Raw genomic sequence first — 14,254 nt, forward strand, 5'->3', positions numbered from 1 at the left:
GTCTCACATTGCGGCGTGGCGACGCTCCAAGGCGTCCCAAATGGCTCCTGCTGTGTCCGTGCCGTTAAACCTATCGATTGCCACAATACCCGTCGGCGATGTCACGTTGATCTCCGTCAGCCATTCGCCACCGATCACGTCGATGCCGACAAACACCAATCCCCGACGCTTTAGCTCTGGGCCCATAGACGCACAAATCTCTTCCTCGCGCGCGGTCAGGGTCGCAGCCTCAGCATAACCGCCCTGTGCAAGATCTCGAGCGAAACTCCCCTTCACCCGGGACACGATTGATTGCACCTGCAAACTCACCATCGACCAAGACGATCCGCTTATCCCCTGTCGAGACTTCTGGAAGAAACGGCTGAATCATATGTGGTTCTGGCCAGGTCTGATTGAAAATTTCAAACAATGCCGAGAGGTTTGTGCCATCCGCATCGATCTTGAAGATCGCTTTTCCGCCATTGCCGTGCAGCGGCTTTACGACAATTGCACCGTGCTTTGCCTGAAAAGCACGAACGTCATCCAATGACCGCGCGATCTGCGTCGGGGGCATAAATTGTGCATAATCGAGCACAAACATCTTCTCGGGCGCGTTCACAACTTCGCGCGGGTCGTTCGCCACCAGAGTTTGGCCTTTCAGCCGGTCGAGCAGCAGGGCCGCACTGATGTATCCAAGATCAAATGGCGGATCCTGCCGCATCAGAATGACATCGACATCATGCGCCAGGTCAATCTGACGCAGTTCACCAGCCGAAAAGTGATCACCCTCTACCCTTTGCACGGTAACTGGTTTCGCATGGGCTGTGATCTTCCCGGTCGGGCTCCCATCGCTTTCCCACGCAACCGTGCCCACATCATAGTGATACAGTGTATGCCCGCGAGCCTGCGCGGCCTCCATCAAGGCAAAAGAGGAATCGCCAGCAATGTTGACGGTTTCAATCGGGTCCATCTGGACAGCGACTTTAAGCGACATTCTGTTTCTCCGTTCGCCCCAAGCCTGTCGAAGGGCCGTATTTCACTTACAGTTCTGCGCTAGAAGAAAATGCGATACTTCGACAAGCTCAGCATGAACGGCTTTGCGCTTCTTAAGGTTGCCAGGCATTTTTGATGTGGTGTGGCAGGCTGCCAGGTGCAAGCAGGATTACATCAATCCGAATATCTTCGCCGTTTTTGGCATAGGTATGCGCGACTGCTTCCGCCGCTGCGGCCACACGTGACAGCCGATATTCGTCGATTGCATAGTCGAGATCAGGCTTCTTTCGCCGCCATTTAACTTCGACAAACGCAACCACACCGGCACGCTTCACAATCAGATCAATCTCGCCAACCGGCGTTTTGATCTCGTCGATCCAGCAATGACCACCCTTGGGCGCGCAGCCATAGCTCAGCCCGCTTTTCCCCCTGCCGACCGCTTCTCTCCGCAAGCTGGCGCTTCATCAGATAGACTTCATTTTGAACGCAATTCCATCGCTCGGTCATAGAGCATTTTGCGCTCGCGGTCGGTCACCCTTGCGACCTTAGCTGCGGCTTGGGACGGTTTATGCGTTTCAAGCGCCTCAATCAGCATCCCATCGACATCGTCATCGCTAGTTTCGGCATCGCCTGGAGGCGCGATGAGAAGGACGATCTCCCCTTTGGCTGGATGTGCATCAAACCAGGCCAATAACCCCGAAGGCAATCCCCGGCGCACTTCCTCATGCATTTTTGTAAGCTCGCGAGCTACCGCCACTTCACGGTCGGGCAGCGTTTGTTCAATAACGGCCAGTGTTTTTTGCAATCTTGGCGCAGTCTCGAAGAAAATCAGCGTCGCATCAAGACCAGCCAGCTCGGTCAGTGCATCCTGCCGTGCCTTGTCCTTCGATGGCATAAAACCTGCAAACAGGAACCGATCATTTGGCATACCCGATAGACTCAGGCCTGCGATGACCGCGCTCGGCCCTGGAATGACGGTCGTCGCGACACCCTCTTTCCGCGCCGCTTCTACCAGCCGATACCCTGGATCGTTCACGAGCGGGGAACCCGCATCACTTACCAACGCAACCGCCTCTTGTTGCGCAGTCTCGATGAGACGGTCACGTGCCCTCGCCTCGCTATGATCATCATAACGCACGAGCTGGCCCGAAATCCCCAAATGTTTGAGCAATTTACCCGTGACCCGCGTATCTTCGCATGCAATAAGCGCGCATGCACGGAGGGTCTCGATAGCTCTCAGGGTAATGTCGCCCAGATTGCCAATAGGTGTGGCCACAAGGTAAAGCCCTGGGCTAAGAGAATCTGAGCCATGGCCTAGAGGCGTATCCAGCGTATCAGTCACGTGCGGGTACATGGACGAGAGAACAGGGAAGCGGCAAGAATGAAGCGGATCGCAATGAACGGAAATCTTTCAAAATCAGAATTTTTGAACCGCAGGACGTTTGCGGCGACCGCTCTGGCGACGTTGCTTGCTGGCTGCGCAGTTGTTCCCAAAGGTGCAGATGTTCCGCCACCTGCACCCACGCCTACGCCAGAACCAAGCGCAACCGCATTGCCCACTGACGAAACGCGCCATCGCATCGCTCTGCTGGTTCCAATGACAGGCAATAATGGCGCGGTGGGTCGATCTATCGCCAACGCGACGACAATGGCATTGCTCGACACAAATGCCTCAAACCTGCGCATTACAACCTATGATACGGGCACAAATGCACGTGATGCGGCGCGCCGCGCCATTGCGGATGGTAATAAGCTGATTCTCGGCCCACTGATGGGAGACAACGTCGCGACAGTCGCTTCGTTAGCGCGCCCGGCCAACGTTCCCGTGATCTCATTCTCGAATGATACACGTGTCGCCGCGACCGATGTATTTGTGATGGGGCATATGCCAGAGCAATCAATTGCTCGATCAGTGGAATATGCGCGCAGCCAAGGTGCACGTGATTTCGCCATTCTTGCACCTCAAGGGGAGTATGGGCGCCGGGCCGAAGCTGCGCTGCAAACATCCGTTGCGCGATCAGGCGGCCGGATGAATGGTGTTGAGCGCTATTCACGCGGCAACACATCAATCGTTAGCGCCGCACAACGACTGCGTGATCGAGGTGGTTTTGACAGCGTACTGATCGCCGATGGTGCGCAGTTGGCCAATAGAGCTGCGGGTCAGTTCCGCCCCGGCGGCGAAGGCACAACGCGCCTGATGGGTACGGAATTGTGGAGCGGAGAGACGGCAGTTACACGAGCCTCCGCCATGCGCGGAGCTATCTTCTCTGCTGTTCCCGACGCGAATTATCAGCGTTTTGTCACCAGCTATGAGGGTCGTTTCGGCGGCCAGCCATACCGCATTGCGACCTTGGGATATGACGCAGTTCTGCTAACCTTGCGCGTGTCGAACGACTGGCGGGTCGGGCGCAATTTCCCTGTAGGTCGGCTGCGCGATGATGGCGGCTTTCTTGGTCTTGACGGGGCGTTCCGATTCCAGCGCAATGGCGTGGTTGAGCGCGCGATGGAGGTCCGTCAGATCAATCAGTCCGGCGTGACTGTAGTGGACGCCGCTGCGCAGCGCTTCAGCAACTAGATCAACAACGATGCTTCGGCATTGTTGCTGGCGATAAGATACGCACGTAGCTTGTGTGAATGCCACCTTGCGCGGCATACAGTCTCACTATGTCTGATGATCTGTTCAAAGATGCGCCGAGCACCAGCAGCGGCGACTACGATTCCTCCTCAATCGAGGTCCTTGAGGGCCTTGAGCCAGTTCGCCGCCGTCCGGGGATGTATATTGGTGGCACAGATGACCGCGCCCTCCACCACCTTGTCGCGGAAGTTCTCGACAACGCGATGGATGAAGCCGTGGCAGGCCACGCCAATCGTATCGAACTGCGGTTGGACGAAAACAATCATGTAACTGTCTCGGATAATGGTCGCGGCATTCCGATTGACGAGCATCCAAAGTATCCGGGCAAGTCAACGCTCGAAGTGATCCTGACTACGCTCCATTCCGGCGGCAAATTCTCTGGCAAGGCCTACGCGACCAGTGGCGGATTGCACGGTGTCGGGGTGAGCGTTGTGAATGCCCTATCCGAACTTACCCGCGTAGAGGTTGCCCGCGACAAAAAACTGTTCATGCAGGAATTTGCCAAGGGGCACGCCCAGGGATCAATTCAGGAAATCGGCGCCGCGCCCAACCGCCGCGGCACTTCCGTAAGCTTTACGCCCGACACGGAAATATTCGGCGACCGCAAATTCAAGCCGCATCGACTTTTCAAACTCGCACGTTCCAAGGCGTATTTGTTCGCTGGCGTGGAAATCCGCTGGAAATGCGCAGAAAGCTTGGCATCCGAGGACGTCCCGACTGAGGCAACCTTCAAGTTTCCGGGCGGACTTGCTGACCATCTGGCAGAACAGCTCGGCTCGCGAGAATGCGTTACCGCAGAACCGTTCACCGGCAATCAGGACTTTCCAGAAAGCGACGACGGGGTACCTCAAGGGCGCGTTGAATGGGCGCTCGCATGGCCACTTTATTCAGAAGGGTCCACAAGTTGGTATTGTAACACCGTCCCCACACCCGATGGGGGGACGCATGAGCAAGGCTTGCGAGCGGCGCTAACCAAGGGCTTGCGGGCTTTCGGTGAGCTGACGAGCACCAAGAAAGCCAAGGACATTACCGCCGATGACGTGATGAACGGCGCAGAGATTATGCTGTCCGTATTCATTCGCGATCCGCAATTCCAAAGCCAGACCAAAGATCGCCTGACATCGCCGGAAGCAGCGCGGTTGGTCGAGAACGCCGTTCGCGACCACTTCGATTTGTTCCTGTCGGGAAATATGGATCGCGGCAAGGCCCTGCTCGGCCAGGTCATGGAGCGCATGGAAGAGCGCCTGCGTCGCAAGCAGGAACGTGAGATCAAGCGCAAGAGCGCCACCAACGCCAAGAAACTTCGCCTGCCAGGTAAGCTGACCGATTGTTCCGGTGAAGGTGACGGCGAGACTGAGCTGTTCATTGTGGAGGGCGATTCAGCTGGCGGCAGTGCCAAACAGGCGCGCAACCGCAAGACGCAGGCGATCCTGCCGATTCGCGGCAAAATTCTGAATGTAGCAAGTGCTACGGCGGATAAGATTCGCGCAAATAGCGAGATTGCAGACCTGTCTTTGGCGCTAGGGTGCGGGACGCGCAAAGACTGCGACCCGGAAAACCTGCGCTATGATCGTATCATCATCATGACCGATGCCGATGTTGACGGCGCACATATCGCGACGCTGCTCATGACGTTCTTCTTCCAAGAAATGGCCGAGGTCGTACGCAAGGGGCACCTGTTCCTCGCACAACCGCCTCTATACCGCCTGACCGCGGGCAAAGAGAGCCGCTATGCCGCCGATGACGCGCACCGGGCCGAGCTGGAAGCAACGGTATTTAAGGGCAAGAAAGTCGAAGTTGGCCGATTCAAAGGCTTGGGTGAAATGAACCCGCAACAGCTGCGCGAAACGACCATGAATCCCGAAACGCGAAGCCTGATCCGCATCACTCTTCCTCAGGAATTTGAGCAGCGGGCTGTGGTGAAAGAGCTGGTCGATCACCTTATGGGCCGTAACCCGGAACACCGGTTCAACTTCATTCAAAACCGTGCAGGCGAAGTCGATCGGGACCTTATTGATGCCTGATAAGAAGCCTCCCAATCCTCGCGAGGAGGACATTATGGCGGGCGACAGGCGTTTATCTCGCCCGGACAGCTCACTGCCCGATTGGGAGGTGCCTGACACAGCCTATCGCCCAATCCCAATTGTTTGGTTTACCGGAGCGTTGCTCGTCCAGATGGGCGCGCTCTTCGCGATCTTTATCCTGCTTAATGCTCAGCATGGCTATCTGACGATTGCAGCGAGCGCAGTGGTCACGACGGTGATCGGTGCATGGACATGGGACCGGGGCATGAAAAACGCTGCGACCGGATGGAAGGTCGCCACCATCACACTGCTTATGACACTGTTTCTGCTTGTTTGTCTGAGCGCGCTGCCGCGAACCTGAGCTAAGACTTAACCGGCACCTTCAGTGTGAATATGCAAATGCCCCTCTAGAGTTTTGTGGACCGGGCATTTGTCGGCAATCTCTAGAATTTTCGCCCGTTGGTCGTCGGTCAAGTCAGCGCCTATCACTTCGATCCGGCGATGTAGTGCCTGAGTTTGCATGCCTTCCTCGACAACGTGGCCCAGATCCTCAGCATGATTGCGCTCATGCGTTACCTGAATGCGCGCGCCCTCATACGGCCACTCTTTGCGATCTGCGTACATTTTCATGGTCATGGCGGTGCATGTGCCTAGCGATGCCAAAAGCAGATCATACGGCGTCGGGCCAGTGTCATCGCCGCCATAACTCAGCGGTTCATCAGCCACAAAACGATGCGTTGCCGTATGAACTTCAGTGCCGAACTTGCCATGCCCGGTTTGTACAATCACACCGTCATCGGGCATGGGCCAGTCATCTTTCATCGGCAGGTAACGGGTCGCCCAGCTTGAAATGACGCCAGCGATGAATTGTGCGTCCGCTTCGTTGGTGAGCAGGTGATCCGCGCCAGCAAGACTGACAAAGCTCTTCGGATGTTTGGCCGCTTCAAACAGCGCGCTGGCATTCTCGACCCCGACAATCTGATCGGTCGGCGAATGCGCGATCATTACTGGCACGCGGAGACGAGCAACCTCTTCCATCAGGTCAATCTGACGCGTTTTGTCGAGAAACTCCTTCGACAAATGAAAGCTGCGACCGCCAATGCTAACCTCGCCCTCGCCATCTCGTTCGATGGCGGCAAGATCGCCCCTGATATTGCCCAGCACGTGCGGTACGTCGGATGGTGCACCAATCGTCGCAATGGCCGCGACATGGTCAAAGCCCAGATCATCCGCAGCAGCCAGAACTGCTGCGCCGCCAAGGCTATGGCCTACTAGCAAGATTCCATCACCGAACCGGTCGCACAGATACCGCGCCGCGCAGATCAAATCTTCGATATCGCTTGCAAATCCAGCGCGGCCAAAATCGCCGTCGCTGCCACCTAGCCCGGTAAAATCAAAACGAAGCGTCGCAATGCCATTGCGTGCCAACTCTCTCGCAATGGTCACCGCGGCTTTGGATTGTTTGGTGCATGTAAAGCAATGCGCGAACAGCGCAGCCCCCCGCACAAGCCCGGTTGGCATTTCCAACGCCCCTGAAAGGCTGTGACCGAATGGCGATTCTATCGTAAGACGCTCGGTAGGCATGGCAATTGTCCTTTGATTGCGGTCTGCAAGAGAGTTCGCGTCAGGTGGCTTTAGGTTACCATTGCGCTGGCTGTATTGTCACGATAACACAGGCGATATGATCAAACACACTCACTTAGCTTTCATTGCTGCCACGGCAAGCATCCTTGCGCCAGTCGCCGCCAATGCTCAAGACCCGCAAACGTCATCACAAACAGCCGAAGCGTCGCCTCTGCAAGAGCGTGCGCAAGATACGATTAGGCTGATCAAGAGAGAGCTCAGCCCGCAAGATGTCTTCAGCGCGACATTTCTCGCAGCCGTGCCACCTGCGCAGTTCGAGGTCATCAGCCAGCAATTGCAATCCCAATTTGGCCCAGTTGTGGCGCTGGAGAGCCTAGAGCCGACGGGAGAGTTGAGCGGCAACATAGCGATACGATTCGAAAAGGCCATCGGACGCGGGACGATCGTGATCGAGCCGAACGAGCCGCATCTGATCGAGGGCTTGCTGTTGAGCAGCTTTGATCAACTGGATGATAGCGCAGTCAAAATCGGCTTGGAACTCGGCGCGTTGCCGGGAGATGTCAGCGCCTATTTCGGGCCGCTCGACGATGATACGCCAGTCTTGGCACTTGGTGCTGAGAAACACTTGGCAATTGGCTCGACCTTCAAGCTTTACGTGTTGTCTGCCCTGGCGCGTTCTATTGAGGCCGGGGAGCGAAACTGGTCAGATACGCTCACCATTGATCGCCGCTCTTTCCCAAGCGGCCAGATGCAGCGCTGGCCCAGCGGCGCGCCCGTGACCTTGCAAACGCTCGCAACGATGATGATTTCGATCAGCGACAACACCGCAACCGATATTCTCATGCATGAGCTTGGGCGAGATGCCATCGAAGCAGAATTAGAACTGACTGGTCATTCTGATGCGGAGCGCACAACACCATTTCTTACCACGCTGGAGATGTTTGCACTTAAAGGCAGCCCCAATAACGCGCAGAAATACATCGCCGGGGATGAAGAAACCAAACGTGCGATCCTCGCTGATTTTGAAGATGATATAGGCGGCGACCCTAGCAAGCTGGATTTCCCAGGCTTCACAACACCAACCGAAATCGACACGCTGGAATGGTTCGCGAATACTGGCGATCTGCGCAACCTCATGCGTGCCCTCTCCGAATTCGATGACCCGACTGCCCGCAAGATCATGGCCGTCAGCTCCGCTCTATCCGAGAACGAAGCAAAGGACTGGGCCTACATTGGATATAAGGGGGGTCCGAACCGGGCGTACTTAATCTGACATGGCTACTGCAGGACAAGTCTGAGAAATGGCATATTCTGACCTTGAGCTGGAACAACCCAGACGCGCCGTTAGCAAATGCTCAGCTGGAGATGCTTGCGCGCCGGATCCTCGCGCTCGCACCCTGAATTGAACCTTTGTTGATTGATGACCCTTGCACAGCGCAGCGTCGCCGCTTAACGCGTACGTAAAGGTAAGTTGCAAGGGAAAACCCATGGCCGATACGCGTTTTGAAGGCACATCAGACTACATCGCTACGGAAGATTTGAAAGTTGCGGTGAACGCAGCCGCAATGTTGCGGCGCCCGCTTTTGGTCAAAGGTGAGCCCGGAACCGGCAAGACAGTTCTCGCGCATGAGGTAGCCAAAGCAATGGGTGCCCCGCTCATCGAGTGGAACATCAAATCGACGACCAAGGCGCAGCAGGGCCTTTACGAATACGATGCGGTGGCGCGCCTGCGCGATGGTCAGCTCGGCGATGAGCGCGTTCACGATATCTCGAACTACATCAAAAAGGGAAAACTGTGGGAGGCTTTCACGTCGCCCGAGCTGCCCGTCCTTCTGATCGATGAGATCGACAAAGCCGATATCGAGTTCCCGAATGATCTCTTGCAAGAACTCGATCGAATGAGTTTCGACGTTTACGAAACGCATGAGACAATCACCGCGCAGGAACGCCCCATTGTTGTCATAACCTCAAACAACGAGAAGGAGCTGCCAGACGCGTTTTTGCGCCGCTGTTTCTTCCACTACATCAAGTTTCCCGACCGCGACACAATGCGCGAAATCGTCAGCGTGCATTTCCCTGACATTCAAAAAACTTTGGTCACAAAGGCAATGGATATCTTTTACGAGCTGCGCGATGTGCCTGGCCTGAAGAAGAAGCCATCGACGAGCGAACTACTGGACTGGCTAAAATTACTGCTGAATGAGGATATGCCGCTTGAGGTGCTGCAGGACAGCAACCCCAATAGCGCAATACCTCCGCTTCATGGCGCACTGCTTAAGAACGAGCAGGATGTCATGATGTTTGAGCGGCTCGCCTTTATGGCGCGGCGAAATCCTACCTAAAAGATCGACTACCTCGCGGCGCCGCTGTATTTCTGTTCGGCCTCGGTCAAAAGCTTCTCCGCACCGCCCAGGATGTATGCGAATCGCAGGTCGCCCCAGCGTTCACCCCTCACCTTTATAGGTACATAAACGCTGCGAACGACGTAATACTCATCGCCGTTCCCTTCCTGGCGGAACACGGCCATGCGATATGGCGCATCGCTCGCTGCCGCTTCCGCATCTGAGGCATCCTGCAGGATGCGGCCATTACGACAAAATTGCGTATCGTGTGCGACATCGCCCGTCGGTTTCTGAGAGAAACGATCTACATGCGTCGGCATGAAGCCATTCCTGTCGGCGCAGACTGCCGCGATGCAATCATCCACACGGTTCGTCATTGAATTGAGAATCGGCTTCCAGCGCTTTTCTGCAAACTCGGTAAGAGCTGTGGTGAACCGTTGAGGGTTGGAGCCCGCGATCAATTTGTAGTTTGTATCGAAGATGGCTTCGCGCGATATCTCACCGTTCAGCAAACCCTGTTCGATAACTTCACGGATTTGCTCTCCAGTGTCGAGGGCATGTTCCACGAACATCTGATCATTCGGCGACAGACCTGCTTGGACGAGGCCATCAAACATCTCATTGGCAACGCGTTCGACGTCGATCATCACCTCATTGGCTTCAGCCAGCTTTTGAGCGTTTTCTGTCGCAACGTTCATCGAGCTCTTGATGACTTTCTGAACATTCGTGACATGGTCAGTCATCATGCCAGTCGCACGAGCAATTTGATCATTTTGCTCGTCAACTTCGCGGACCAGCTGCGTAACACCTGCCATCGTCTCATCAATGCTAGCGACCGAATTTTTGGCTGCGTTGCTAGCGTTTGCGCCCACCTCAATACGTTCAATGACTGAGTTGGCTTCGTCTCCCAATGTTTCGATGACCGTTGCAATCTCGTCAGTCGCTTTGCGCGTTTCGCCAGCGAGGCCTTTGACCTCATTGGCTACCACCGCAAAAGTACGGCCAGCCTCTCCTGCGCGCATCGCCTCAATCGTGGCGTTGAGTGCAAGGATGTTGGTCGTCTCAGCAATCTCTTCGATATCCTTGGAGCACCGTTTCACCTGATCCATTGCCGCAGCAAATCCGGTGACGTGAGTCGCCAACTCACCAACCATGTCGAGCAATTCGGAAATCTGACCAAGGGATGATTGGATCTGATCCGCGCCCTTGCCGAGGCGCTCAATCGCTTTGACCGACAACAGACGCGCCTCATCACTCGCTTCGGCGACTCTGAGCTGATCATCTTCAAGCGCCTTTACAGTGCCTTGCAGATCGTCGTGCTCCTCGCGTAAAGCCTCGGAAGTTTCGATCACTGCTTGGACAAGTCCGGCAACATTGGAACAACCAACAGTTACCTCTCCGCAAGCCTGCGGAATGCGATCAAGCGCTGCCGCTTCACTCATATCAGTCTTTTCAAATTTCATCGAAGTGCGATCCTCAAGAAGATGAGCCGCCGGGATAGCCGCAAACCGTTAGCACGACGTTAAGCATGTCTATCGATTATCGGCAGCACGCCGCTCGCAAATTCAGGCTTGGCGTAAGTGGCGAAATCCCCTTAGTGTCGCAGTCATGTTTTTCAATTTTGTAGATGAATTGCGCGCCGCTGGCATTTCGGCGAGTTTCAAAGAGCACCTCACATTGCTGGAGGCTCTCGACAAAGACGTGATCGAACAGTCGCCTGAGGCGTTCTATTACCTGTCTCGCGCAACCTTCGTGAAGGACGAGGGGCTGATTGATCGGTTCGACCAAGTCTTTCAGAAAGTCTTCAAGGGCATCCTGTCAGACTATGGGCAGAACCCGGTCGACATCCCCGAAGACTGGCTGAAAGCGGTCGCCGAAAAATTCCTGACGCCCGAAGAAATGGAGAAGATCGAATCCCTGGGCGATTGGGATGAGATCATGGACACTCTGAAGAAGCGGATCGAGGAACAGGAAAAGCGCCACGAGGGTGGCAATAAATGGATTGGTACGGGCGGCACCTCCCCGTTCGGCCATTCAGGCTATAACCCCGAAGGCGTCCGGATCGGCGGAGAGAGCAAGCACAAGCGCGCGATCAAAGTATGGGAAAAGCGCGAATTCAAGAACCTCGACAACACCAAGGAACTGGGCACACGCAATATCAAGATGGCGCTGCGACGGTTGCGGCGGTTCGCGCGCGAAGGGAACCCCGATCAGCTCGATCTTGATGCGACGATTGAGGGCACCGCCAAGCAAGGCTGGCTCGACATCCATATGCGCCCGGAACGCCGAAATGCCGTTAAACTGCTGCTTTTCCTTGATATTGGGGGATCAATGGATCCCTTTATCAAACTGTGCGAGGAATTGTTCAGCGCCGCGACGACCGAGTTCAAAAATCTCGAATTCTTCTACTTCCACAATTGCCTCTATGAAGGTGTGTGGAAAGACAACAAACGCCGTTGGCAGGAACGCGAGAAGACCTGGGATGTGCTCCACAAATATGATCATGATTACAAGGTGATATTTGTCGGTGATGCGGCCATGAGCCCTTATGAGATCACGCATCCCGGCGGCAGCGTGGAGCACATGAATGAAGAGGCGGGTGCGATGTGGATGCAGCGTGTGACCAACACCTACCCCGCGACCGTTTGGCTTAATCCCGTTCCTGAAAAGCAATGGGGTTACTCACAAAGCACCAAGATCATGAAGCAACTGGTCGATGACCGGATGTACCCGCTGACGCTGGATGGCCTGGACGACGCGATGAGAGAACTGAGCCGGAAGGTGGGGCATTAAACCCTCAACCGTCATCCCGGCCACCGAGCCGGGATCCAGCTTACTTATGCTCGATCACAATGTAGCGGGACCCCGGGTCAAGTCCGGGGTGACGTTAGGCTAATAAAGCAAATGCTTCTTCACATCCTCACGCCACGCCGCCTCGTCATTTGAGGTCAGCGCGTCCAGATCGCCCGGCGCAGCGTTCGCATCATCAACCCACTCGCGTAGCGACGGCCCGCCATTGATCACATCAATCGCCAGCACGTCTTCGGTGTACTCATACTTAAAGTCAGTGCCGCGCCAGATCGGATAGTCGGGATATAGCCGCCGGATCGCTTTGAACGCCAGCGCCTGCAACCGCCACGGTTTGAACGCGGCGTGATCATAATGCGGACCTTCTGCATGGATCATCAGTGCGTTACACAGCGTTCCTGCATGTTTGTGGAAGGTTGGTTCGAACCAACAAGGCCGCAAGATGCAGCCATGCATCCATTCCGGCGCAAGCCTCTGCATCTCCACGAGCACCGCTTCGGCATCCACATCGGGTGCGCCGAAAAGCACCTCCAGTGGCCGGGTCGTCCCCCTACCCTCGCTCAGTGTCGCGCCCTCGATCATCACGGTCCCGGCGTAAGCGCGAGCCATATTAACGCTCGCCGCGTTCGGTGACGGGTTGATCCAAACCCGCTCAACCGGCCAACCACGGCCTTCGCCGTCGGGCTCCCAGCCCTGCATAGCGATCACGCGATAAGAAACATCGAGGCCGAAATGCTCGATAAACCAATGCCCCATCTCGCCCATGGTCAGGCCGTGGCGCATCGGCATGGGCGCAGCACCTACGAAGCTTTCATTCCCCGGCACCAGCAAAGTTCCCTCGACCGGACGCCCGGCAGGATTAGGGCGATCCAGCACCCACACCTCTTTGCCCACCTTCTCTGCCTCTTCCAGCAGGTAAAGAAGCGTTGTGACGAAGGTGTAAATACGGCAACCAAGATCTTGCAAATCAAACAGAAATACGTCTGCGCTTGACATCATCTGCCCAGTCGGACGACGCACCTCCCCATACAGACTGAAGATCGGAATGCCGTATTTTGGATCGGTCTCGTCCGCGGTCTCGACCATGTTGTCTTGCTTATCGCCCTTTAACCCATGCTGCGGGCCAAAAGCGCTGGTGACATTGACGCCCGCCGCAATCAGAGCATCAAGAGAATGGGTAAGATCCTCTGTGACACTCGCTGGGTGCGCGACCAGAGCTACACGCTTCCCCTCCAATGGCACGCGGAGCGCAGGACCAGCAAGCAGGCGATCAATTCCAAACTTCACGTTCATACGCTGCCCCTCAATCTCTGGCCACGATCGTTTGCCGGCACGCCTCGCTATGGAATTCGGGCTTGCCGGGCGGAAACGCCAAAGCCCAGAACTGAATATTGCCCGCATGATCCTCGACAATCGCATTGAGCGCCACCTGAGCCGGGTCGGGCAAGTCCGCCGCAATACTTGCCGTCAAAATCAGTTCGCTGTCACTGTGCGAACAGGAGACCGCGATCGCATCAACCGGGGCATCGCGAGCACCCTCTCGAAAACTGTCAAAATCGTAGGCTGCCCAGCGGCTTGAGGGCGATAGATTGAATTCGCGGTAATAAGTCCCACCAATCGGCTGCCAGAAAATCTCAAAGCACGTCGTCTTCCACAGATTATCCATCCGCACCGGCGGGGTATGCTCTGGAACTTTGATCCCGGCGATCCGTCCATCAAGACGAAATTCGGCATCGCAACCAGTCTCGGTTGCATGAATTTCGGCGGTAACCGCGCGGATTGGGCCAAGGTCGCATTCGCAATGAAGCATCAGTGGTGTCATGGGCGCTTGTCCTATGGCTGTGCGCGACCGCTCGCAAGAGGCTTACACACAGCAAAAACGCTGCTAG

11 protein-coding genes and 2 pseudogenes are annotated in these 14,254 nt (G+C 55.8%); 6 read left to right on the top strand and 7 right to left on the bottom strand.

What is annotated here, in order from left to right; all coding sequences use genetic code 11:
- Positions 1-3 precede the first annotated feature (3 nt).
- The 3 genes and pseudogenes from gshB to rsmI all read right to left on the bottom strand — a co-directional run bounded on the left by gshB (position 4) and on the right by rsmI (position 2,314).
- Positions 4-973 (bottom strand): annotated as a pseudogene (gshB, locus tag ACZ1GM_RS08850) (glutathione synthase).
- A gap of 112 nt (positions 974-1,085) precedes the next feature.
- Positions 1,086-1,437, bottom strand: a pseudogene (locus ACZ1GM_RS08855) (YraN family protein).
- Positions 1,438-1,447: 10 nt separating this feature from the next.
- Positions 1,448-2,314, bottom strand: a complete 867-nt coding sequence (gene rsmI / locus ACZ1GM_RS08860; protein ID WP_472676136.1) for a 16S rRNA (cytidine(1402)-2'-O)-methyltransferase — start codon at positions 2,312-2,314, stop codon at positions 1,448-1,450.
- A 54-nt stretch (positions 2,315-2,368) separates the two neighbouring features.
- On the opposite strand from rsmI, the gene ACZ1GM_RS08865 reads away from it, so the two are divergent.
- The 3 genes from ACZ1GM_RS08865 to ACZ1GM_RS08875 all read left to right on the top strand — a co-directional run bounded on the left by ACZ1GM_RS08865 (position 2,369) and on the right by ACZ1GM_RS08875 (position 5,992).
- Positions 2,369-3,547 (top strand): penicillin-binding protein activator, encoded by a 1,179-nt coding sequence (locus tag ACZ1GM_RS08865; protein ID WP_472676137.1) that lies wholly within the window; start codon positions 2,369-2,371, stop codon positions 3,545-3,547.
- 89 nt (positions 3,548-3,636) lie between these two features.
- On the top strand, positions 3,637-5,631 hold the full coding sequence (gene parE, locus ACZ1GM_RS08870) for a DNA topoisomerase IV subunit B (protein ID WP_472676138.1): 1,995 nt from the start codon (positions 3,637-3,639) through the stop codon (positions 5,629-5,631).
- On the top strand, positions 5,624-5,992 hold the full coding sequence (locus ACZ1GM_RS08875) for a hypothetical protein (RefSeq protein ID WP_472676139.1): 369 nt from the start codon (positions 5,624-5,626) through the stop codon (positions 5,990-5,992). Before parE ends, ACZ1GM_RS08875 begins: the two co-directional genes overlap by 8 nt.
- A gap of 8 nt (positions 5,993-6,000) precedes the next feature.
- Here ACZ1GM_RS08875 and ACZ1GM_RS08880 read toward each other — a convergent pair whose 3' ends face one another.
- Entirely contained in the window at positions 6,001-7,215 is a 1,215-nt protein-coding gene (locus ACZ1GM_RS08880) for a bifunctional alpha/beta hydrolase/OsmC family protein (protein ID WP_472676140.1), read from the bottom strand.
- Between the two features lie 97 nt (positions 7,216-7,312).
- Between ACZ1GM_RS08880 and ACZ1GM_RS08885 the strand changes: the two genes are divergently transcribed.
- Positions 7,313-8,488 (top strand): serine hydrolase, encoded by a 1,176-nt coding sequence (locus ACZ1GM_RS08885; RefSeq protein ID WP_472676141.1) that lies wholly within the window; start codon positions 7,313-7,315, stop codon positions 8,486-8,488.
- A gap of 214 nt (positions 8,489-8,702) precedes the next feature.
- On the top strand, positions 8,703-9,557 hold the full coding sequence (locus ACZ1GM_RS08890; RefSeq protein WP_472676142.1) for an AAA family ATPase: 855 nt from the start codon (positions 8,703-8,705) through the stop codon (positions 9,555-9,557).
- A gap of 8 nt (positions 9,558-9,565) precedes the next feature.
- On the opposite strand, the gene ACZ1GM_RS08895 is transcribed toward ACZ1GM_RS08890, so the two are convergent.
- The gene (locus ACZ1GM_RS08895; protein WP_472676143.1) at positions 9,566-11,020 is read right to left on the bottom strand and encodes a methyl-accepting chemotaxis protein; all 1,455 of its coding nucleotides are present in this window, start codon (positions 11,018-11,020) and stop codon (positions 9,566-9,568) included.
- Between the two features lie 145 nt (positions 11,021-11,165).
- Here ACZ1GM_RS08895 and ACZ1GM_RS08900 point away from each other — a divergent pair, with 145 nt between their 5' ends.
- Complete coding sequence (locus ACZ1GM_RS08900) at positions 11,166-12,350, top strand: vWA domain-containing protein (protein WP_472676144.1); 1,185 nt, start codon at positions 11,166-11,168, stop codon at positions 12,348-12,350.
- A gap of 99 nt (positions 12,351-12,449) precedes the next feature.
- On the opposite strand, the gene ACZ1GM_RS08905 is transcribed toward ACZ1GM_RS08900, so the two are convergent.
- Both ACZ1GM_RS08905 and ACZ1GM_RS08910 read right to left on the bottom strand, forming a co-directional pair.
- On the bottom strand, positions 12,450-13,652 hold the full coding sequence (locus ACZ1GM_RS08905; RefSeq protein ID WP_472678531.1) for an exo-beta-N-acetylmuramidase NamZ family protein: 1,203 nt from the start codon (positions 13,650-13,652) through the stop codon (positions 12,450-12,452).
- 16 nt (positions 13,653-13,668) lie between these two features.
- A complete protein-coding gene (locus ACZ1GM_RS08910; RefSeq protein ID WP_472676145.1) occupies positions 13,669-14,187 on the bottom strand; it encodes a DOMON domain-containing protein in 519 nt (172 codons plus the stop codon).
- Positions 14,188-14,254 lie beyond the last annotated feature (67 nt).

The sequence above is a fragment of the Qipengyuania sp. JB2-7 genome, from assembly GCF_055693485.1.

Bases quoted from the DNA above. Each gene is read 5' to 3' on its own strand.
- ACZ1GM_RS08910 (WP_472676145.1), bottom strand. From the start codon at position 14,187: ATGACACCACTGATGCTTCATTGCGAATGCGACCTTGGCCCAATCCGC.
- ACZ1GM_RS08885 (WP_472676141.1), top strand. From the start codon at position 7,313: ATGATCAAACACACTCACTTAGCTTTCATTGCTGCCACGGCAAGCATC.
- ACZ1GM_RS08865 (WP_472676137.1), top strand. From the start codon at position 2,369: ATGAACGGAAATCTTTCAAAATCAGAATTTTTGAACCGCAGGACGTTT.
- parE (WP_472676138.1), top strand. From the start codon at position 3,637: ATGTCTGATGATCTGTTCAAAGATGCGCCGAGCACCAGCAGCGGCGAC.
- ACZ1GM_RS08875 (WP_472676139.1), top strand. From the start codon at position 5,624: ATGCCTGATAAGAAGCCTCCCAATCCTCGCGAGGAGGACATTATGGCG.
- ACZ1GM_RS08880 (WP_472676140.1), bottom strand. From the start codon at position 7,215: ATGCCTACCGAGCGTCTTACGATAGAATCGCCATTCGGTCACAGCCTT.
- ACZ1GM_RS08900 (WP_472676144.1), top strand. From the start codon at position 11,166: ATGTTTTTCAATTTTGTAGATGAATTGCGCGCCGCTGGCATTTCGGCG.
- ACZ1GM_RS08890 (WP_472676142.1), top strand. From the start codon at position 8,703: ATGGCCGATACGCGTTTTGAAGGCACATCAGACTACATCGCTACGGAA.
- ACZ1GM_RS08895 (WP_472676143.1), bottom strand. From the start codon at position 11,020: ATGAAATTTGAAAAGACTGATATGAGTGAAGCGGCAGCGCTTGATCGC.